The following is a 20,475-nucleotide window of genomic DNA, read 5'->3' as shown; positions in this document are numbered from 1 at the left end:
TCCGGACAGCGGATGAATCAGGTTCCTGATTCACCCGCTTCCTTCACTACAACGTGTCAGCTTGTGAGCTGCTGAGCCAGAGTGGACAACTAGCGAAAGTTGCCGGTGCAATAGATTCGCTGGAGAACCTGAGTATCAACGGAACTGAAGTGAATTCATTCTCTAAGTTCTTTGGTCGGCTATATTCACTTCGCCACGACGAGAGTATAGCCTCGCAAGAAGAAACCCGCAGAGAGATTGCCTTTGATACGGCCATGGACAGTCTCGAAGGGGTTCACACATTTCGGCGGCTCCAAGCATTCGACTGGCTGGAGGTAGTGATACGCGCACACTCGGTATCGTGGCTGACTCCTCCCCGGCTCAAGATTAGATACATCAACTCAACGAAACCGAAAGAAGGCTTCAATTCAATCTTTCCGGTAGATACCACTGACCCAGAGGCATCTACCTACCTTCGTCTGCTCGAATCACATGGTCGAGCCGAACAAAACATGGATGACGTTGACGCCGTCTTCGACATAGAATCGTGCCTGTGCACCTACATGAGTGACCTTGATGACTGCGATTGGCCGTAGGGGCTTCTACACGTCCACGAGGTAGTCTACCTGTTGTTCCATCCGCTTCTCTTTCGTCGCATGGTCGTAGTACTTGTCCAAGACCTCCGTGGTTATTTCCACCCGGTCAGCGGTCACGTCGTGCGGTTGGCCCGCGTATAGTACCTCAATGACGTAGTCCAGTCCAAGCGCGTGAGAGCGGCCGAACTAAGCTTCTAAACTTTCCGTTCTACATAAAACAGAGTATGAATCCTGCCTCCTCATCGGTGCATTAGCTGGACATCTCAAACGCTTGGCGACGCAACTCCCGCTTCTCCTCTTCAGTGCGTTCGTCGTAGTGCTTGTCAAGCACCTTCTTCGAGACGTTCATCCGGTCACTGACGAGTTCCTTCGGATGTCCCTGATTAAGCCAGTAGGTAATTGCACTCCGCCGAATCGGGTGCGGTGTCACCGATGACGGACAACGCTGTGCGTGGTTAAACGTCGTCGCCTCACAATCACTGATGTCGCGGTCGTGAGGACACTTATCAGTATAGTAGCAGGGTCTGGTGAGTGCGTTGATGTGCATCCGGAGGTTACCCTTCGTTGTTCGCCCTCTCGTGCTGGCAAACAGTGGTTCCCGGTCGTACTCGTCGCTGGTATCCTCTCGATTGTGCTTGATATAGTCGTCGAGGATATCGCAGACCCATCGATGAAGATTCACTTCTCGCTCGCCACCCTCGTCGTTCTTCAGTGGCGTGCCTGTCGCGGGCCGGTGATGAAGTGCAGCGTACGCCTCATCGCTGTAGTAATCGTCGACATCAAGCGCACGAGCAGCACCGAGGCGTATACCCGTATCCCACAGGAGAGCGAACAGCGCGTGCCTGAGGGTTGCATACTCGAAATCGTCTAAGTATCCCAGTATATCGCTGACTCGTTCGGGAGCAATCGTCTCATGGCGCACTCCCTTCGCCTCGGGCAGAATCATATCTTCGGAGATAGACTCCTTGACCAAGCCGAGCGATTCACACCACTGAAGGAACACCCGGAGGACACATAGGTTGTTGTAGAGTGTCTGTTCACTGATATCGTCCTCGCGGCGGTCTATCTTGAACTCGTGGACGGAGAACCCGTCCAAGCTGTTGATGTTCTCGATGTCCTCATCGGTGCAGAACTCCACGAACCGTTGGAGCGTGTAGGAATGGTTTTGCCAGGTTGCCTGAGAGACCTCTGGCTTTCGTTCTTTGAGATACCGTTCGACTGCTTCGTTCGGCGTTAGGTTCCGTGTCATGGTTTGGTAGCCGTGACACGGCGACCGGTAATCCGAGAAGTAGCAGGTTCCAAGGGTGGTATCGAGGTAGGCGGTTACCACAACTTCTTCCCCTCGCGGTCCGCCCGGAGGCGATGAAAATCGCCGGAGGGCGGGAGCAGGTCGGCGGTTCGAATCCGCCCCGACCCACTCGTTCTCCTGCCGTATCTGAAGTAGACGATCTCGTTTCTACCATGCGATCGGGGTGCCTGTCCACTTCAAATATGTACGCCCGCGACACTAACGACCGGTCTCATCTCCGGCGGCGTGCCGCGTCGACCGGGAAACCCTCGTGGCGGGCGGTCGCCTGCGCGGCGACGAGCGGGTCGCGTTCGCGACCGGATGTGACGTGCCTGGGTTCTCCGCGCGGTCATCGCTCCCAGTCGGGAGTACTCGGGCGGGGACTGAGGGCACGCGGCTGGTCTTACACGGTGGGAGGTGTTAAACCGTCGGTCGCCGGCGGGCCGACTGCCACGTCGACCGTCGCGTATCCGAACGCACTTATGCGACTGACTCTCAGGGTCATCCAATGTCTGTACGAGTCGGCATCCTCGGTGCGACCGGTGCGGTCGGTCAGCGATTCATCCAACTGCTCGACGACCACCCGACCTTCGAACTGGCGGCGGTCACCGCGAGTCCCTCGAGCGCGGGCCTGACCTACCGGGAGGCCGCGAAGTGGCGCGTCGACACCCCGATCCCCGACGACGTCGCCGGGATGGAGGTCGTCGCGACGGATCCGGAAGCGATCGCCGACGCCGACGTCGACCTGCTCTTCTCGTCGCTTCCCTCCTCGGTCGCCGCGGAGGTCGAGCCGCCGTTCCTCGAGGCCGGATACGTCGTCTCCTCGAACTCCTCGAACGACCGGATGGCGGCGGACGTCCCCCTGACGATCCCCGAGATCAATCCGGACCACCTCGGTCTCATCGACGTCCAGCGTGACGAGCGGGGCTGGGACGGCGCGCTGGTGAAGAACCCGAACTGCTCGACGATCACGATGGTGCCCACGCTGGCGGCGCTCGACGAGTTCGGGCTCGAGACGGTCCACGTCTCCACGCTCCAGGCCGTCTCCGGGGCGGGTTACTCCGGCGTCACGTCGATGGAGATCCTCGACAACGCGATCCCGCACATCGGCGGCGAGGAGGACAAGATGGAGACGGAGTCGCGCAAGCTGCTCGGCTCGTTCGACGGTGCCGAACTGAGCCTCCACGACGCCGACGTGGCGGCCTCGTGTAACCGGATCCCGACGCTCGACGGCCACCTCGAGAACGTGTTCGCCGCGCTGACGGAGGACCCGGAACCGGAGGCGGTCCGCGACGCCATGCGCGCGTTCGAGAGCGCGGACCTCCCCAGCTCGCCCGATCAGCTCATCAAGGTGTTCGGCCCCGACGAGCCGGACCGGCCACAGCCCCGGCTCGACCGGACGTACGCCGACGGGATGGGGATCGTCGCCGGCGGCGTCGAGACGACGACCGACGGGATCCAGTACAACTGTCTCGCACACAACACGATCCGCGGTGCGGCCGGCGCGTCGATCCTGAACGGCGAGCTGCTCGTCGAGGAAGGGTACGTGTAACGCTCCGGAGACGATCGCGTCCTTCGTTCCGGCGGTACGTTCCCCCGGCCGCGGACGCCTATTCTCGGTCGATCTCGACCCTCGCTCCTCCGTCGAGCGACCGGAGCGGGCTCACGTCGTCGAGCGAAGCGACCACGTTTACCGGGCTCGCGGCGCGCGGCTCCCCGTCCGTGCTGGCGGGCGTCGGTCCCCAGAACAGACAGAGCGCGTTCCCGCGCGGCCAGTAGGCGACCGCCCCGACCGGCACCGTTCCCGCGCGTTCTCCGCCGGGACGTCGACGGGAACGTCGAAGTACAGCTCGTCGCCCCACCGCGTCGCGTCGCCGGAAAGGGGGAGCTCGTCGTCGATCGCCTCGACGGTCTCGGGGGCGTCGTCCGTCCACGTCGCCGGCAGTTCGCGGTCGCCGACACGGACCCGAAAGTCGCTCATTTCCCCTCGAACTCCGGCTCCTCGTCGCTCATGAACGCCGTGATCCCCTCCATGAGGTCGTCGGTGTTCATCGCGTGGCCGAACGCCTGCGACTCGGCCTCGAGGCCGGCCTCGCCGTCGTCCCGCCCGGCGTGGATGACCCGCTTCGTGTACTTCTGGGCGACCGGCGGGCCGGCCGCGAGCTCCTCGGCGAGCTCCCATGCCCGGTCGTCGAGCGCGTCGTTCTCGACGACCTCGTTGACGAAGCCGTAGTCGTACATCGTCTCGGCGTCGTAGCGGTCGGCGGTGAGGATGATCTCCTTCGCGCGTCCCTCGCCGACGATCCGGGCGAGCCGCTGCGTCCCGCCCCACCCCGGGAGCAGCCCGAGGTCGTGTTCGGGCTGGCCGAGCTCGGAGCGCTCGGAGGCGACACGGAGGTCGGCCGCGGTCGCGAGCTCCATCCCGCCGCCCAGACAGTAGCCGTCGATCCCGGCGACGACGGGCTTGTCGGACTCCTCCAGCTTCCCGAAGGTACGCTGTCCCGTCCGGGAGAGTTCGACGCCCTTGAGCGGGTCCGTGCCGCTCGCGGCCATGCTCTGGAAGTCGGCTCCCGCCGAGAAGGCCCGGTCGCCCGCGCCGGTCACCAGGATCGCCCGAACCTCGTCGTCGCCGTCGAGCCGGTCGACCGCCGACTCGAACTCCGCGAGCAGCTCGTGACTTATCGTGTTCATCCGGTGGGGACGATCGATCTCGACGTGCCCGACCCGACCGTCGACGGCGACGGAGAGGGTATCGTAGTCGGGCGTCCCGCCGCCCGTTCCGTCGCCGTCGGCTTCGTCCCCGTGGAATCCACCCGCCTCGGCCGCCTCCCTGAGGTACTCGGTCGCCCGGTAGCGTTCCTCGCCGGTCTCCTCGTGGAGGTCGTCGAGGGCGTCACACAGGGCGTCGAGCCCCTCGTCGTCGGCGAGCTTCGCCGGACCGTCCGGGAAGCCGGCACCGAGCATCATCGCCCGGTCTATCGCCTCGGCGTCGGCCACGTCGTTCCCGACCAGTCCGGCGACCTCGTTTGCCATCACGGCGAGCAGCCGGCGCCGAACGCCCTCGTCGCCCTCGCCGGTGGGGATCTCGGCGCCGCCGCCCTCGTAGTCGTAAAAGCCCGCGCCGGTCTTCCTCCCGAGTTCCTCGTTTTCGACCTTCTCGACGAGCAGCGGGCAGGGGCGGTACGCCTCGCCGAGGACCTCGTGCATGTACTCGAGGACGTGATACCCTACGTCGATCCCGACCTGGTCCGCGAGCTCGAACGAGCCCATCGGCAGTCCCATGTCGTACTTCGTCGTGGAGTCGACCGTCTCGATCGTCGCGTCGCCGGACTCGACGATCCACGCCGCCTCGTTCATCAGCGGGACGAGGACGCGGTTGACGATGAAGCCCGGACTGTCCTTGCGGACGCGGACCGGCGTCTTGTCCATCTCCTCGGCGAGTCCCTCGATGAGTTCGAGCGTGTCCTCGCTCGTGTGTTTCCCGGAGATGACCTCGACGAGGTCCATCCGCACCGGCGGGTTGAAGAAGTGCATCCCGCAGAAGCGTTCGGGCCGGTCGGTGACTTCCGAGAGCTCGGTGATCGAGAGGCTGGAGGTGTTCGTGACGAAGACGGCCTCCTCGGGGGCGTGTTCGACCACCTGGCCGTACACGTCCTTCTTGATGTCCATCCTCTCGGGGACGACCTCGATCACGACGTCGGCGTCCGCGAGCGAGTCCGCGAGGTCGACGAACGTCTCGACGCGGTCGAGCGCGGCCTCCGCCGCCTCCTCGTCGATGCGGTCCTTCTCGGCGAGCTTACCGAGCGACCACTCGATCTGGTCGTAGCCGTCCCGGACGAACTCCTCCTCGATGTCGCGTAGCGCCACGTCGTAGCCGGCGAGCGCGGCGACCTCGGCGATGCCGTGACCCATGTTTCCGGCCCCGAGTACCGCGATCCGCTGAACGTCTTCGAGTCGCATACGGGAGGGTCGCAAGCGCTCCGGTTCAACGTTTCCATTTCCGAAACGAGAAACGAGAGGTAAGTTTATTTCGGGCGGAACGTCGGACGGACGACCGCGCCCGCCCCGACGCCCGCACCCGCGACCGGAAACGTACACGTGGCCTCGGGCCCAACGTCGGGACGATGGAGGACCGAATCGCGGCGACCTTACGGGAGGACCCGACGATGGCGACGCTCGTCGACCGACACGGACGGCTCGCGATCGAGCCCGCGGACGACGAGTTCACGCGCCTCTGTACTTCGATCGTGAACCAGCAGCTCTCGACGGCCTCCGCGGCGGCCATCCACGAGCGGTTCGTCGGCGTCCTCGGCGGCGATCCGACTCCCGACCGCGTGCTGGCCGCGGACGAGGACGCCCTTCGGGGGGCCGGGCTCAGCCGCACGAAGGTCGAGTACCTGCGGTCGGCCGCGGAGGCGTTCCGTGACGGGGACGGCGACCTCACTCGCGAAGGATTCGCCGGCCACGACGACGACGCGGTCGTCGACCGGCTCACCGAGATCCGCGGGGTCGGCGAGTGGACCGCCCGGATGTACCTCATCTTCGCGCTCGGCCGCGAGGACGTGTTGCCGCTCGGCGATCTCGCGGTACGGAAGGGGATAGAACAGGTGTACAACGGCGGCGACGACCTGACTCGCGACGAGATGCGCGCGATCGCCGAGCCGTGGCGGCCCTATCGGAGCTACGGGACGCGATACGTCTGGGCGGAGTACGAATCGTAGGTCGTGCTGGACACGGGTCCGGCGGCTCCCGAACGGTTCCGGGGCCGGTCACCACGGACCGTTTTCCGTGTCCGGCCCCCCGAGTCTGACGTGCACCACGACCTCAGCCAGCCGATCGAGACCGGCATGCAGACGTACCCGGGCGATCCCCCCGTGACGGTCGAGCCCGCCGCGACCCACGAGACCGACGGATTCCACGTCGAGTCCGTCGAGTGCGGGAGCCACTCCGGGACGCACGTCGACGCGCCCGCACACACTGAACCCGAGGGACGAACGCTCGACGCGTATCCGGTCGAGCGGTTCGTCCTCGACGCGATCCGCGTCGACTGTCGGGACGTCGGCGCCCGCGAACCGATCCCCGCCGAACGCGTTCCGGACGCCGACGCGGACCTCCTCGCGTTCCGGACCGGCTGGGACGCCGCCTGGGGGACGGACCGCTACCTCGACCATCCGTACCTCTCGCCGGCGGCCGCCGAGGCGTGTGCCGAACGCGGGTTCGACGTAGCCGTGGACGCGCTGAGCCCGGACCCGACCCCGTCATCGAACGCGAGCGACGAGGAGCCGACGGGATTCGAGGCCCACCACGCACTGCTCGGTAACGACTCGCTGATCCTCGAGAACCTCGCCGGCCTCGGTGCCGTCGACGAGCGGTTCGAGCTCCGCGCGTACCCGCTCGCGCTCCGGAGCGACGGTGCGCCGGTGCGGGCCGTGGGCGTCGACACGGCGTAATAGCGCGACTCGTGCCCCGCCGTGACACGGTCAAAGCGACAGATGGGAGGTGGATCCCGGCTCGTCGTCGTCGATCCCGCCCTCGTGGAGGAACGCGTACCGGTCGTCGGCCAGGTGAACCGCGCCGTCCTCGACGACGACGTCGACGCCGGGCAGCGTCGTCCCCGCGGCCGGGCCGTTGTCGCACTCGCCCGAACAGGCGTCGAAGAGCGACCCGTGGCGCGGACAGACGATCTCGCCGTTTCGTATCGCCGCGCCGTCACCGGTGTCGAGCCGCTGGCTCTCGTGCGGGCAGGTGTTGATCCACGCGCGGACGCCGGGGTCCTCGGTACAGCGGACGAGGACCAGTTCCGTCTCGTTCGTGAACGGGTCCTCCGCGGTGCAGAGGTACGACCCGTTCTCGGGGACGGCCTCGAGGTCGACGATACGCGTCCCGTCTTCCATCGGCGGGGGAAACGGCGTCCCGGATCAAAAACCCCACGACCGGAACGCTCCCTCGTGCCGGGGATCCGACTACTCCTCCTCTAGGATCTCGCCGTCCTCGCCGCGCTCGGCCTCGTCGACGTCGGCGCGTTTCCGGACGTTGACTCGGTAGTCGCTGAGGATGTCGCGGCCGAGCAAAAGCGGGTACTCCATGTGTCCGCGGTCCTCGACGCTCGCGGTGACGGTGTGTTGGTTGCCGCCGATGCCGATCACGAGGTCGACGACGGGACGGGCCTTCCCGCCCTTGACGCTTCCCGACTTCACCCGGGTCATGCTCTTTATCGGTCCCGCGCCGATCTCCGCGGCCAACGAGGTGTCGATACTGGTCCTGGTCGCGCCGGTGTCGGACTTCGCGAACGCCTGGACCGACCCGGAGGTTCCGGTGGCGACGACCTCCTCGATGTAGCCGATGACCGGCGGTTCGGTCGGTCGCGTCTGGGGCTTCGGTGCACACGAGGGTCGGGAGTCGTCGAGCGTGCCCGCGAGCCGTTTCACGTCGTCGTCGTCGACCTCGCCGTCGACGGTCTCGATGGCGAGCTTCGCGATGTGGGGCGCGGGGCTCGTGCCGGTCGCCTCGAAGAGCCCCTTGAACCCCGCCGTCGGATTGACCTCGAGGACGTACCAGCCGTCGTATCCCTCGACGAGATCGACGCCGGCGTAGTCGAGGCCCATCACCTCCGCGGCGTACAGCGCGGTGTCGGCGGCCTCCTTGGGCATGTCGTCGGTGGCGTCCTCGACCGCGCCGCCGAGCGCGACGTTGGTCCGCCAGTCCCCCTCGGGAGCGTAGCGGTACATCGAGCCGACGATCTCGTCGCCGACGATGTACACCCGGAGGTCGCGGTGTTTCTCGTCGTCGCGGTCGATGAGCTGCTGGAGGAACGCCTGGCGGTTGCCCACCTTCGGGTTCACTCGTTCGGTGAGGTCGACCTTCCAGGTGCCGCCGCCGTGGGTGCCGATCGCGGTCTTGTAGACGCCGACCTCGCCGAAGCGCTCGCGGTCCTCGTTGAGCCGGTCGTTCGAGAGCGCGAGCAGGGCGTCGGGCACGCGGATGTTCCAGTCGGCGAGCGTCGCGGCGGTGGCGAACTTGTGGATCGACGCGAGCACCGCGTTCGGCTCGTTCAACATCGGCCGGATCCGCTCGAAGGTGGCCGCGAGCCCGAGCAGCTCCGCGGGCTGGTCGGTGTTCGACAACAGGAGACGGTTCGCGATCACGTCGACGGCGGGCTCGACCGACACGTCGCCGTCCTCGACGCTTATCGCCGCGTTCTCCTCCCGGAGCCACACCGGCTCGTGCCCGAGGTCCTCGACCGCGTTGCAGATCGCCTTCGTCTCCTTGCTGTTGTGTAACGATAACACCCCGACCCGTACCGGATCCGTGGTCATGCAGATGAGTGTGACGGCCGGGATGAAAACTGGTCCGATCGTTTCACGATCTCGACGGAACCATCAACGGATCGATGGGTTTCGTCCCCGTGGCGTCACGTATATACCCCGCCCGCGGCTCGCGTGTGACATGGGAAGCGACCGGGCGTTCACGTACAACGGCGGCGCGGTCCCGCCCGGCGAGACGCAGAACATCCGTTACGGGATAAGCGAGACGTACCTCGGAGATCCCGTCCGGATCCCGGTGACGATCGTCAACGGCGAGCGCGACGGGCCGACCGCGTTCCTCTGCGCGGCCTCCCACGGCGACGAGCTCAACGGGATCGAGGTCGTCCGGGAGGTCGCACACGAGTGGGACCTCTCGGATCTCGCCGGCACGCTCGTCTGTCTCCCCGTTCTCAACGTCCCCGGCTTCCTCGCCCAACAGCGGTACCTTCCCGTCTACGACCGGGACCTGAACCGGTCGTTCCCCGGCAAGCCCGGCTCGACGAGCTCGAAACGGATGGCCCACCGGATCTACTCGAACTTCGTCGAGCCGTGCGACTTCGGGATCGACTTTCACACCTCGACGCGGGGTCGCACGAACATGCTTCACGCCCGCGGCGACATGACCGACGAGGGAGTCTACCGCCTCGCGATGGCGTTCGGCTCGAGCGTGATAATCGACAGCGACGGCCCGAGCGGGACCCTCCGCGGGGAGGCGACCGCGGACGGTATCCCGACCATCACGATCGAGATGGGCGAGGCACACCGGTTCCAGCGGCGGCTCATCGACGACGCGCTCGCGGGCGTCCGGTCCGTGTTCGCGGAGTACGGCATGCTGGAGACCGAGCCGGTCCGTTGGCCCGGCTGGCGCACGGTCGTCGCGGGCTCCGGCGAGAAGACGTGGCTCCGGGCCGACTCCGGGGGGATCGTCGACACGCACTACGAGAGCGGCTCGCTGGTCCACGAGGGCGACCGGATCGCGACGATCACCAATCCCTTCAAGGAGGACGCGGTCGGCGTGAAGGCGCCGTTCACCGGGCTGCTGATCGGCGTCCTCGAGAACCCCGTCGTCTATCCCGGAAACCCGCTCTGTCACCTCGTCGAGGTCGACGAGTCGACGGAACGAGTCCTCGAATCCGAGGGGTCGTCGGCCCCGACTGACTCACGCTGACTCCCGATCCCGACCGTCCACGACCGCGTGGCCCACGTATCCCTCCGACGAAACGATCGGTATTACCCGCTGGGATACGAAGGGACGGACGAAACTAATGACCGGACCCATCGAGACGCTCGGAGGGGAAAGACGGTGAACCCCAACCGGGTCGATTTCGTCGTCGATCTGGCGTACGGCCTCATGATATTCGTCGCCGTCGTCCTCTTCTCCGTCGTCGGCAACCAGGTCGGGATCGCCTTCGGGCTCGGCGTGCTCGTCTCGTACGCCATCCACGTCTTCTGGAAGATGGCTCGATTCGACCCCGACTGGATGACCCAGGAAGTCACCGAGAACGTCGAGGAGACGCTGAAAACTGAAGTCGATGCGGTCATCGAACGCCTCGAGGAGGTGAACGAGCGCGTCGACCGCCGTCCCCGCGCCGACGAGGTCGAGGAGGCGGTCGACGAGAGCGTCGGAAAGGTGTCCGAGGACGTCGAGAAGACCGTCGAGGAGAAGGTCGGCGAGGTGACCAAGGACGTCGAGGAGACCGTCGAGAAGGTGTCCGAGGACGTCGAGAAGACCGTCGAGGAGACGGTGGGCGAGACGGTCGAGAAGACCGTCGAGGAAACCGTGGGTGAGACGGTCGAGAAGACCGTCGAAGAACAAGTCGGCGAGACCGTAGAGGACACGATGGAAGGGACCGTCGAGGAGACGGTCGAGGAAACGGTTGAAGAGACGGTCGAGAAAACCGTGGAGGAGACGGTCGAAGAAACGGTGGGTGACACCGTCGAGGAGACCGTCGAGAAACGGATCGACGAGGTCGTAGACGACGATGTCGACGGCGACGAGACGGGCGACGACGATGCTGACGGCGACGAGACGGGCGACGACGATGCTGACGGCGACGAGACGACCGACCGCTAACGGCTATCCTCCACGGGCTCGCCTTCGGTCCGATCCCGCGCCGGTCGATCGATCAGAGCCGGTCGTCGGCCGCGACCGCGACCGCCGCGACGACGGCGAGAAACCCGACGAGGAACCCGACCGGCTGAACGACGACGCGTTGCGTGACCACGGAACCGGGCTCACGCTCGACGGATCGGGTCCAGAACTCGTAGTGTGTCCCGCCGTGGGCGACGACGAGCAGCCCGTCGCCGAGCGTCGGCGCTCGAGGGTAGGACAACGACTCGATCCGCTCGTCGGAGTCCTCGACGGTGAATCCGGCCTCGGACGACTCCCGTGCTCGATCGAAGGCCTCGCGGGCGTCCGCGGAGAGTTCGCTCCGATCGATCACGTCCGATTCCCCGTAGCTGGGCGTCTCCGGTCCGACCGGCTGGACCGCGTGGGCGTAGACGGTCGTCGTCTCCGCGGTCGCGACCGGGAGGTACAGCGGGTTCGCCATCAGCAGGCCGCCGACGGCGAGGAGGACGAGGACGGTGGCGGGCCGGGACATGGGATGGACATCGGCGGGCCGCGATAAGAGGGTTTCCGCCCGAGGACGGACTCCGCCCGGCGGCACGGCCGCGACCATACGGAACGTCTATCCGATCCGGACCCGCGATCCGAGACATGACCGTCGACCTCGACACGCCGGTGCTCGACGACCACCTCCACCTCGATCCCCGACACGGACGCGGCATCGACGCCGTCGACGACTTCGTTCGCCTCGGCGGTACCCACCTCCTCGTCGTCAACAAGCCCTCGTGGCTCCTCGGCGTCGAGGCGGAGGAGCCCGAGGACTTCCGACCCGTCTTCGAGGAGACGATCGACGCCGTCGCCGACGCGACGGAGGCCCTCCCCGGCCGCGCGTGGCCCGTCCTCGGCGTCCATCCGGGACTCGTGAGCCGACTGGTCGACGACCGCGGCTTCACGCCCGGGGAGGCGCGCGATCTGATGTGCGGCGGCATCGACGCCGCGAGCGAGTACGTCACCGACGGGCGCGCGCTGGCGCTGAAGTCCGGCCGCCCCCACTACGACGTGAGCGACGCGGTGTGGGACGCCTCGAACGCGGTGACCCGCCACGCGTTCGAGCGGGCCGCCGCGGTCGACTGCGCGGTCCAGCTCCACACCGAGGCGAGCGAGGACCTCACCGACCTCGCGGCCGTCGCCGAGTCGGTCGGGCTCGACCCGAACAGGGTGGTGAAACACTACGCGGCCGGGCGGCTCGCGGGCCCGACCCCGAGCGTGATGAGCGAGAAGGACAGACTCGAGCGCGCCGCGGAGTCTGGCGAGCCGTTCCTGATGGAGACGGACTTCGTCGACGACCCCGACAGGCCGGGGATGGTGCTCGGCCCGAAGACCGTTCCGCGGCGGGTTCGCTGGCTGCTCGAATCGGGATACGAGGAGGCCGTCCGGCGCGCACACGTCGAGACGCCCGCCGCGGTGTACGGGATCGACACCGAGGCGACGTTGGACGACTGAGAGCAGTTCTCAGGCGGATGTGACGGCGTCTCTCGGGGGCACAGATAAGAAAGGCCTTTGAGTAGTCCGGGTGAGGTATGGGGTATGACCGAGGACGAGGCGGTTGAGACGTTCTACTCCGAGGAGCGCTGGCAGAACTGGCTCGACAGGCTCGCCGACGAGGAGCTCGATCCGGAAAACGAGGACTCCGCGCGGCTGCTCTTGAACCTCCAGGACGACGCCGCGATCGCGGTCGCGAAGGTCCTCGCGGCGCTGGAGGAGGACCGCATCGACGAGGAGCGCGCGGTCGAGGAGATCCGGGACGTCAGCGACATCGTCCTCGCGGAGGTCTCCTTCGACGACGAGGACAAGACCATGCTCATCGACGGGGTCCAGACCTCGCTCGTCCCCGTCTTCTACGCCGCGGAGGAGTTCGTCGTCGGCGGCGTCGTCGAGGGGGACGTCGACGAGTTCGTCCACGCGGCCGCCGACGCCGAGGCCGACGAGGACCTCGACGCTGCGTTGGGGTACGTCGTCCAGGCCGGAACCCGCGTGATCGACGGCGAGCGTCTCGACATGGACCTCGTCGAGGAGCTGGAGTACGGGCTCGTCTCCGAGTGGGTCAACGGGCTCGACTCGCTTCAGTCCGCCATCGAGGACCCCGAGGTCGTCGAGGAGGACTGAGCCGCCGCGATTCTCACGCGATCGAGCCACTCGGAGCCGTCTCGTTTTCCTTCGGCGCTGATCGACTCACCACGCGTCGACGATCCGTGACCGTCCCGTCAGTCTCGGTTTCGACCTCACGCGGTGACCGTGAACAGAAGCAGGTTGTGGGCGGCCGGGCCGAGTCCGACGGCGGCGACGAACCCCAAGAGGAGTAGCCCCTCCGCCGGCTCCTCGCGAACGTACGGGACGAAGAGCGAGACGACGGCGCTCGCGACCGCCAGCTTGACGAGGAGGAAGGGCCAGCCCGTGCCGAGAACCGGCACCGACGGCACGCCGCCCAGATCGAGGATGACCCGTGAGAGCGGACTGCGCTCGCCGAAGCCGAGTTGCGTCACCCCGATCGCCGTCGAGACGCCGTCGAGCGCGTGTCCGTACACGGCGAGCGCGCCGACGCCCCCGGTCACGGCGATCCTCGGTTCGATCCGACCGAGCGTTCGCCAGACGATCGCCGCGATCGGAGCCGACGCGAGCACCGCGGCCGCCGACCACGACGCCCCCGCTCCGGAGACGCCGGTGGCGACCGCGGCGGCGACCGCCGGCACGACGAGGAGCGCCCCGGTGGCGGCGACGACGACCGGGACTCGTTCGCCGTCGGCGACGACCGAGTCAGCGGCCAGCCAGGCCCCGCCCGCGAGCGTACCCGTCGTCAGATACACCGTCGGAGATCCACCGAACGGAGCGAGAGGAGCTGGAAGCGCCTCCACGACGTACAGGACGTGGAGCGCGGACCCCAGAACGACCCACGGAGTCAACGCGAGCACGTGTGCGGCGGCGACCGCGGGTCGGCGGCGACGGATCGAGACCGCGACCACCCCGCTCACGAGCAGGAGGACGAGGAGGTACGGGAGCGGGGGAAGCGTCGTCCCCGCCGGGAGAAACGGGAGATCGCCGAGCGTCGCGGGAACCGGAACCGCGGCCGTCGCCGCCGAGCGCGTCGGGATCACACCGAGAGGACCGGCTGGCTCGCGTACAGCAGGACGTACTCCGCGGCCTTCTCGAGCACCTGTCCCGGCTCGCCGGTGACCGGCTCGCGGGGGACGACGATGAAGTCCGACTCGAGCTCCTCTGCGGTGTCGAGGACGACGCTCCCGGGATGGACCGTCTTCACCTCGGTGGAGAACCCGTACGCCATGGAGTTGCTGTGACCAATGCCGGCCGCCTCGGCGCGCTCCGCGACCGACTCGGTGAATGCCGCGGTGTCCTCGGCGACGTCGCGCTCGTCTATCGAGCCGGACTCCAACGCCCGGACGACCTCCTCGTCGAGGACGTACAACGCGTGGACGCTCGCGCCGTACTCGCTCGCGATCCCGATCGCGTAATCGACGGCCTCGTGGGACGCCTCGCTGCCGTCGACGGGCACGAGAACGAGGTCGATGTCGAGCTTCGTCATACCCGACCCGACGGCGGGGAAGGTCAAAAAGCCCGTCGAATGGTGGTGCTCGCCCGACTCATCGGTTTCCAGGGAGTTCGAGAGGGGAGGAAGCTTACCCGTCATCGAACGTCGACAACGCGCGCTGGCCGGCGTCGAGGCGGGCGGATTCTGGAACGTTCGTCGCGATCACCTCGTCGACCGCGTCCCGACCGTCGCCGTCGCTGTTGATCGCGCGGGTCGCGTCCACGGTGTCGACGTGGAAGCCGGCCTCGACGTACCGGTCGTACGTCACGCCGCTGTTCGAGATGAGGACGCTCACGCCCCGGTCGTCGAGCGTCGTCGCGGCCTCGATCAGGCGTTCCTGGTCCTCGCGGTCGAAGCCGTCCGCGCTGTAGGACGTGAAATCGGCCGTGGGGCTCATCGGCTCGTACGGCGGGTCGAAGTACACCAGATCGCCCGATTCGGCAGCCTCGAGGACGTACTCGAAGTCGCTGTTGTATATCTCGACGTTCTCGAGCACCTCGCTCGCCCGGCGGATCCGGCCGCGTTTGACCCAGTCCGGGTCCGCGTATCGACCGATCGGGACGTTGAACCCGCCGTCGGCGTTCTCGCGGTAGAGCCCGTTATAGCAGGTGCGGTTCAGGTACACGAGGAGTGCGGCCTCCTCCAAGGGGTCGTACTCGCCCGTGTACGGGCGGTCGTTGAACCGGGCGCGTTGCTGGTAGTAGTAGCTCTCCACCTCGCGGCCGCGCTGGGTCGTCTCCGCGTACGGGAGCGTCGGGTCGGGGTCGGACTCGGGGTCCGCGAACGACTCCAGTCGCTCGACGAGCCGGTCGGGCTCGTCACGGACCCGCTCGTACAGCGAGACGAGCCGAGGGTTCGCGTCGTTGATCGTGCCCGACTCGGGCTCGAGGTCGAAGAAGAGCGCGCCGCCGCCAACGAAGGGCTCGTGATACCGGTCGAACGACTCGGGGAACCGCGCGTACAGCGCGTCGAGGAGCTGTCGTTTCCCGCCGGCCCACTTGAGTATCGGCTCGACCATGCGACACCGACCGTCGACTCCCGCGAAAAATAAACGTCCCGGGACCGCTCCCGCCAGCGCCTTCGAGACCGCCCACGAGGGATACGTTCATATCGTCTCCCGACGTCTCGGGCGTAATGACACGAACGATCAGGTTAAATCGGATCGGCGGCGTCCTCTCGGAACTCGAGTATCCCGTCGATCCCTCGACGGTCGCGACGGAGTGTGAGGACGTGACGATCCGGCTCGCGGACGGCGAAGTCAACCTCGGTGCGACCGTGAGCGGATCGGCCGCGGCCGAGTTCGCCTCCGCCGAGGAACTCAGGACGGAACTGATGAGTCTGCTTCCTCGACGGGCGGTCGGCGAGCCGTTCCAGTCCGACGGCGACGCCTGAGCGTTTCGAGCGGAGAACCGGTCGTTCCGCCCCGGCCTCAGATCGCCACGATATTGTCCCCGATGAAGTAGAGATACGCCCACCAGACGTAGCCGATGGCGAGAACGATCGCCGTGAGTGCTTCGAGAACCGTCACGTAGGTGTCCCCGTGCGTCTCCCGGAACTCCTGGATCAACTCGATCCGTTTCCACAGGGGCATGAGCGGTTCCGGAACTATCTCCTCGAGACCGCCGACGTTCGACGTGTCGATCTGGTCCTCGGTGGAGTCCTTCGTCGAGCTCATTGGTTCACCCCCGACCCGAACGGAAGAGTCATTCCGCGCACCATCACCTTCTCCCCGATGAAGACGGCGACGAAGACGGCGATCCCGGCGAGCTTGACGGCGAGCATCGGGTACGTCATTATCAGGGTACCGAGCACCGCCAGTCCGGTTCGAACGAGCGTGATCCGCCCGATTGACAGCTCGAACGGGTAGTTCAACCCGTAGATGATCGCGATCGCACCCAACATGACCAACGCGCCGAGGAACATCGTGTTCCCGTCCGGCGACATCGAGATCAGTCCCGGGTTGTAGACGAACGCGACGGGTAACACGAAGAGCGGCGCGGCGATCTTCAGGGCGGCCCCGCAGGTCCGCCAGAAGTTCGCCTCCGCTATCCCGGCCGCGACCACCGCCGCGGTCGCCACCGGCGGCGTGATCCCGGCGAGGATCGCCGCGTAGAACATGGTGTAGTGAGCCGTCACCTCGGCGATCCCGAAGTCGGAGACGAACGTCGGAACGATGAGGATGGCCACGATGACGTACGCGGCGACCGTCGGCATGCCGACGCCCATCACGATGGCGACCGCCATCCCGAGCAGCACGGCGAACAGCAGGACGCCGCCCGAGAGATTGATCATCAGGAGCGCGATCTTCGCGGGGACGCCGGTCGTCGAGAAGAGGTTCACGACCCCGCTCACCATCACGAGGATGATCGCGATCGGCGCGAGGATGATGGCCCCGCGACGGAACCCGTGTATCGTGTTCTTGACCTGCGTCACGAACTCCGCGCCGAACGAGGTCCCCGAATCGTCGAAGAGCCGCTGTACCGGCGGCGTCAGGACGCCGGTGAAGACCATCGCGATGACGGTGTACAGCGCCGAGGTCATCACCGTGTACTGTGCGATGCCGAGGTAGTAGATCAGGACGCCGAACGGGATCCCGAACCGGAATCCCTCGATGACCTTCTCGGTCGATGTCATCTCCTCGTCGAAGAACTCGGAGAACTCCATGTCCTGATCGCTCGCGTCGCTGATGGCGGTGTAGTGGACCGCGATCGCGATGGAGGCGACCAGGATCGCGGCGGGAACGATCCCGGCGACGACGATGTTGAGGTACGCGACGCCGAGGTACGACGCCATCACGAACGCGGACGCCCCCATCACCGGCGGGAGGACCTGGCCGGCGGTCGAGGCGACCGCCTCGATGCCGGCCGCACGGTGGCCGGCCATCCCGCTCTCTTTCATCGTGGGGATAGTGAACGATCCGGTCATCGCCGCGTTGGCGGTATAGGAACCGTTGATAGAGCCGATGACCGCCGAGGAGAGCACGGCCGTCTGGGCCACGCCCGACCGGATCCGGCCGGCCGCGACGATCGCGAGCCGGAGGATCAGATCGAACGCGCCGTACGCGAACAGCAGCCCCGCGTACAGGAGGAACGGCGCGATCCACGACGCGGTCAGCTGCGTGAGCGACCCGTAGAACCCGTACAGGTCGGTGACGAGGGCCTGGAGCAGCGTCAACTCGGTCATCCCCGCGTGTCCGAGGACGCCGGGGACGCTGTCCCCGAAGATCGCGTATATCATCACGCCGATGACGAGCCCCAGGAACAGGTTCCCGAACTCGCGCCAGGTGAGGTACAGAAGCGACACGATGACGAGTCGCGCCAGCATGTACTCGTGGGGCGTGGCGAACCCCTGTCGCAGCAGGTAGACGGTGTCGAAGTTCGCGAAGAAGTACGCCGACGCCGTGATCAACACGCCCGCCGACGGAAGCAGGACCAGGGCATCGACCCAGCTTCCCGCCTCGAGCGATTCCTTCGTTTCGTTGAGCGCGTACACCGTCATGATGCCGCCGACGAAGATCACGCCGTACTTGACGGGAGACCACGTCTGCGTGTATATCCAGCCGAGCGCGATCGCCCAGAAGAGGACGGCGGCGAGCGTGACGGTGACGTCGAGGCCACGAACCCAACTCGACGGTCCGGTCGTGTGTTCCGCTTGTGTATCCATTTGTTGTATCGTATAGAAATGCAGTGTCGGTCGTCGGCTACGCGATCGAAGCGGGGGGAATCACCCCGAGAGGTCTACTCGCCTTCCTCGAGACTGTCGTCCCACGCGTCGTTGTCCCGGTAGTACTGCGCCGCACCGGGGTGGACGGGGATCCGTTCCTGGGCGTATCCGAGCATGTCGGCTGCCGACTCGAAGTCGTTGAACTGGGCTTCGCCCTCGTTCACGACGTCGTTGTGCTCGTTGACGACGCGGCACAGCTCGTAGACGGCGTCGTTATTCGCTTCGGGGTTGAACGTGTAGAGCACCTCGAGGTCCCAGGTGAACACTTCGTCGGTGCCGATGTCCGTGTCCGCGATGGACCAGTCGTCGTAGCTCGTGGTGGTCGTCCCCGCGCCGCCGAACGATTCGGCGGACTCGATGAGCGCGTCGGTCGGCTCGACGTAGTGGAGGTCGACACGGGAGGCCATCTCCTGGACGAATCCGGTGTACCGAACGCCCGGCGTCCCGTACGCGATGCTGGCGTCGATGGTCCCCTCCTCCATCGCACCGGGGGCGTCGCCGACGCCCATGTCCTGGATGTTCATCTGCTCGTAGACGTCCGCGGTCGGGTCCTGTGACCAGACGTCGAGAGTGGTTCCACGGGTCGAGTACCCCGGCTCCGCGGGGTAGACGTTCGCACCCGCGAGGTCGTCGAACGTCTCGATGCCCGTGCCGTCACGAGCCACGATGTAGATGCTGTACGGGAACGCCGAGAAGCCGTAGTACGGGATGCGCGACACCGGCTGCTCCGCGAACTGCCCCTGCTCGTCGAGCGCCTTGTTGAGCGAGTTGTTGTCGGTGATGCCGGCGTTGAACTGCTCCTGGGCCATCCGATAGATGGTTCCGATGTACCCCGGACTCTCGATCGTCGAGTACTCGAGGGTGTCGCTCTCCTGGCTGACGGCCCGCTCGACCGCCAGACCGACGTCCTGGGTCCCGCCGGCGGACGTCCCGACGCGGAGTTCGAGGCTCGCCTCGCTTCCGTCGTCGCCGGAGCCGTCGTCACCGCTGGAGCCGTCGTCGCCGCCGGAACCGTCGCCGGAGCCGTCGTCGCCGCCGGAACCGTCGCCGGAGCCGTCGTCGCCGCCCCCGCCGCCACCGCTACACCCGGCGAGACCGGTGATTCCGGCCGCAGCCGTGCCGTACAGGAACTTGCGTCTGTTAACGTCTTTGTCAGCCATGTTCGAATATGATGATCACTTCGATGCATAATAATGTATCTGTTTGTTCCAATATCCATTGGTTAATCAGCAATACGGACACGCGGGAGAGCGGTCGTCCGATCGAACCCGAACGTTCCACGAATACGGTCGAACGACCCGCTCGAGCGGTACGAAACTCGTCGATCGTCGGACGCGTCACGACGGAGCGTCTCCGACGTGGTTATACGGTGACGAAACTGTCAGACCTGTATATTACTCGGTGAGCGCGACCGTCACGGGACAGTCCGCCGAGAGCATCACCGACTGGGTGGTGCTCCCGAACAGGACCTTTCCCGTCGGGCTTCGCCTGCGTCCGCCCATCACGATCCCGTCGGCGTCGATCTCGTCGGCGACGGCGAGTATACGCTTCGTCACGTCGCCGTGTTCGCGGCGCTTCGAGACCGTCACGCCGGACGATTCGAGGCGTTCGACGACCGCGTCCACGCTCTCGGGGAAGTTCGTCTCGTCCCAGACGTCCTCGGAGTCCACCTTCCCGCCCTCGCCCGTGACGTCGAACTCCTCGAAGACGTTCACCACGACCGCCTCTACCGACCCGCCGGCGTTCGGGAGTCCGACCACGGCCTCCGCCGCGGCCATGGACCGTTCCGTGTCGTCTCCGACGGGGATGAGAACCCGATACATGTAGGTAGATGGCATGGGTTCCGGAATAAAGCTTCCTGCGGCGTCCGGGATCGGCGCCGTGGCCCGCTACCGAGTCACCGGCAGCGTGAC

At 66.3% G+C, this 20,475-nt stretch carries 20 protein-coding genes and 1 pseudogene; 8 read left to right on the top strand and 13 right to left on the bottom strand.

Annotation, left to right across the window (positions count from 1 at the left end; translation table 11 throughout):
* Nucleotides 1-825: 825 nt before the first annotated feature.
* On the bottom strand, nucleotides 826-1,905 hold the full coding sequence (locus tag EAO78_RS12090) for a tyrosine-type recombinase/integrase (RefSeq protein WP_238987685.1): 1,080 nt from the start codon (nucleotides 1,903-1,905) through the stop codon (nucleotides 826-828).
* 466 nt (nucleotides 1,906-2,371) lie between these two features.
* Here EAO78_RS12090 and asd point away from each other — a divergent pair, with 466 nt between their 5' ends.
* Entirely contained in the window at nucleotides 2,372-3,415 is a 1,044-nt protein-coding gene (gene asd / locus EAO78_RS12085) for an aspartate-semialdehyde dehydrogenase (protein WP_122106084.1), read from the top strand.
* 58 nt (nucleotides 3,416-3,473) lie between these two features.
* Here asd and EAO78_RS12080 read toward each other — a convergent pair.
* Both EAO78_RS12080 and EAO78_RS12075 read right to left on the bottom strand, forming a co-directional pair.
* Nucleotides 3,474-3,844 (bottom strand): annotated as a pseudogene (locus EAO78_RS12080) (cyclophilin-like fold protein).
* Nucleotides 3,841-5,823, bottom strand: a complete 1,983-nt coding sequence (locus tag EAO78_RS12075) for a 3-hydroxyacyl-CoA dehydrogenase/enoyl-CoA hydratase family protein (RefSeq protein WP_122106083.1) — start codon at nucleotides 5,821-5,823, stop codon at nucleotides 3,841-3,843. The pseudogene EAO78_RS12080 and the gene EAO78_RS12075 overlap by 4 nt, the downstream one beginning before the upstream one ends.
* A 164-nt stretch (nucleotides 5,824-5,987) precedes the next feature.
* Between EAO78_RS12075 and EAO78_RS12070 the strand changes: the two genes are divergently transcribed.
* Both EAO78_RS12070 and EAO78_RS12065 read left to right on the top strand, forming a co-directional pair.
* Nucleotides 5,988-6,584 carry a DNA-3-methyladenine glycosylase family protein gene (locus EAO78_RS12070; protein ID WP_122106082.1) on the top strand — a complete coding sequence of 199 codons (597 nt, stop codon included), beginning with the start codon at nucleotides 5,988-5,990 and terminating at the stop codon, nucleotides 6,582-6,584.
* A gap of 90 nt (nucleotides 6,585-6,674) precedes the next feature.
* Nucleotides 6,675-7,313 carry a cyclase family protein gene (locus EAO78_RS12065; RefSeq protein ID WP_122106081.1) on the top strand — a complete coding sequence of 213 codons (639 nt, stop codon included), beginning with the start codon at nucleotides 6,675-6,677 and terminating at the stop codon, nucleotides 7,311-7,313.
* A 30-nt stretch (nucleotides 7,314-7,343) separates the two neighbouring features.
* On the opposite strand, the gene EAO78_RS12060 is transcribed toward EAO78_RS12065, so the two are convergent.
* Both EAO78_RS12060 and EAO78_RS12055 read right to left on the bottom strand, forming a co-directional pair.
* Nucleotides 7,344-7,757 (bottom strand): Rieske (2Fe-2S) protein, encoded by a 414-nt coding sequence (locus EAO78_RS12060; RefSeq protein ID WP_122106080.1) that lies wholly within the window; start codon nucleotides 7,755-7,757, stop codon nucleotides 7,344-7,346.
* A gap of 69 nt (nucleotides 7,758-7,826) precedes the next feature.
* A complete protein-coding gene (locus EAO78_RS12055) occupies nucleotides 7,827-9,185 on the bottom strand; it encodes a putative ATP-dependent zinc protease (protein ID WP_463467551.1) in 1,359 nt (452 codons plus the stop codon).
* Between the two features lie 124 nt (nucleotides 9,186-9,309).
* On the opposite strand from EAO78_RS12055, the gene EAO78_RS12050 reads away from it, so the two are divergent.
* Together EAO78_RS12050 and EAO78_RS12045 are read left to right on the top strand one after the other, a co-directional pair.
* Nucleotides 9,310-10,335 (top strand): succinylglutamate desuccinylase/aspartoacylase family protein, encoded by a 1,026-nt coding sequence (locus tag EAO78_RS12050; protein WP_122106079.1) that lies wholly within the window; start codon nucleotides 9,310-9,312, stop codon nucleotides 10,333-10,335.
* Between the two features lie 135 nt (nucleotides 10,336-10,470).
* Nucleotides 10,471-11,241 carry a hypothetical protein gene (locus tag EAO78_RS12045; RefSeq protein ID WP_238987684.1) on the top strand — a complete coding sequence of 257 codons (771 nt, stop codon included), beginning with the start codon at nucleotides 10,471-10,473 and terminating at the stop codon, nucleotides 11,239-11,241.
* A gap of 52 nt (nucleotides 11,242-11,293) precedes the next feature.
* Here EAO78_RS12045 and EAO78_RS12040 read toward each other — a convergent pair whose 3' ends face one another.
* The gene (locus EAO78_RS12040) at nucleotides 11,294-11,770 is read right to left on the bottom strand and encodes a hypothetical protein (protein WP_122106078.1); all 477 of its coding nucleotides are present in this window, start codon (nucleotides 11,768-11,770) and stop codon (nucleotides 11,294-11,296) included.
* Nucleotides 11,771-11,886: 116 nt separating this feature from the next.
* Between EAO78_RS12040 and EAO78_RS12035 the strand changes: the two genes are divergently transcribed.
* Both EAO78_RS12035 and EAO78_RS12030 read left to right on the top strand, forming a co-directional pair.
* Nucleotides 11,887-12,738, top strand: coding sequence for a TatD family hydrolase (locus EAO78_RS12035; protein ID WP_122106077.1), 852 nt, complete (start codon nucleotides 11,887-11,889; stop codon nucleotides 12,736-12,738).
* A gap of 84 nt (nucleotides 12,739-12,822) precedes the next feature.
* Entirely contained in the window at nucleotides 12,823-13,401 is a 579-nt protein-coding gene (locus tag EAO78_RS12030) for a DUF2150 family protein (protein ID WP_122106076.1), read from the top strand.
* 116 nt (nucleotides 13,402-13,517) lie between these two features.
* Here the strand turns inward: EAO78_RS12030 and EAO78_RS12025 are convergent, their stop codons facing one another.
* From EAO78_RS12025 to EAO78_RS12015, 3 genes are all read right to left on the bottom strand, one after another.
* Nucleotides 13,518-14,270 (bottom strand): DUF63 family protein, encoded by a 753-nt coding sequence (locus EAO78_RS12025; RefSeq protein WP_379748671.1) that lies wholly within the window; start codon nucleotides 14,268-14,270, stop codon nucleotides 13,518-13,520.
* A 113-nt stretch (nucleotides 14,271-14,383) separates the two neighbouring features.
* The gene (locus tag EAO78_RS12020; RefSeq protein ID WP_122106075.1) at nucleotides 14,384-14,833 is read right to left on the bottom strand and encodes a universal stress protein; all 450 of its coding nucleotides are present in this window, start codon (nucleotides 14,831-14,833) and stop codon (nucleotides 14,384-14,386) included.
* Nucleotides 14,834-14,927: 94 nt separating this feature from the next.
* The gene (locus EAO78_RS12015) at nucleotides 14,928-15,857 is read right to left on the bottom strand and encodes a DNA adenine methylase (protein WP_122106074.1); all 930 of its coding nucleotides are present in this window, start codon (nucleotides 15,855-15,857) and stop codon (nucleotides 14,928-14,930) included.
* Nucleotides 15,858-15,973: 116 nt separating this feature from the next.
* Here EAO78_RS12015 and EAO78_RS12010 point away from each other — a divergent pair, with 116 nt between their 5' ends.
* Nucleotides 15,974-16,231: a DUF5789 family protein gene (locus EAO78_RS12010; protein WP_122106073.1), complete on the top strand. Its 258-nt coding sequence runs from the start codon at nucleotides 15,974-15,976 to the stop codon at nucleotides 16,229-16,231.
* Nucleotides 16,232-16,268: 37 nt separating this feature from the next.
* On the opposite strand, the gene EAO78_RS12005 is transcribed toward EAO78_RS12010, so the two are convergent.
* The 4 genes from EAO78_RS12005 to EAO78_RS11990 all read right to left on the bottom strand — a co-directional run bounded on the left by EAO78_RS12005 (nucleotide 16,269) and on the right by EAO78_RS11990 (nucleotide 20,385).
* Nucleotides 16,269-16,514, bottom strand: a complete 246-nt coding sequence (locus tag EAO78_RS12005) for a hypothetical protein (RefSeq protein WP_122106072.1) — start codon at nucleotides 16,512-16,514, stop codon at nucleotides 16,269-16,271.
* A complete protein-coding gene (locus EAO78_RS12000) occupies nucleotides 16,511-18,502 on the bottom strand; it encodes a TRAP transporter permease (RefSeq protein ID WP_122106071.1) in 1,992 nt (663 codons plus the stop codon). The genes EAO78_RS12005 and EAO78_RS12000 overlap by 4 nt, the downstream gene beginning before the upstream one ends.
* A 74-nt stretch (nucleotides 18,503-18,576) precedes the next feature.
* Complete coding sequence (locus tag EAO78_RS11995) at nucleotides 18,577-19,722, bottom strand: TAXI family TRAP transporter solute-binding subunit (RefSeq protein WP_122106070.1); 1,146 nt, start codon at nucleotides 19,720-19,722, stop codon at nucleotides 18,577-18,579.
* A gap of 234 nt (nucleotides 19,723-19,956) precedes the next feature.
* Nucleotides 19,957-20,385, bottom strand: a complete 429-nt coding sequence (locus EAO78_RS11990; protein WP_122106069.1) for a universal stress protein — start codon at nucleotides 20,383-20,385, stop codon at nucleotides 19,957-19,959.
* Between the last annotated feature and the right edge of the window lie 90 nt (nucleotides 20,386-20,475).

Source organism: Halobellus captivus (assembly GCF_003697845.1).
GTDB classification, from domain to species: Archaea; Halobacteriota; Halobacteria; order Halobacteriales; family Haloferacaceae; genus Halorubrum; species Halorubrum glutamatedens.
Note: the sequence above shows the minus strand (reverse complement) of the source record. Positions and strands in the feature narration are given on the sequence as shown.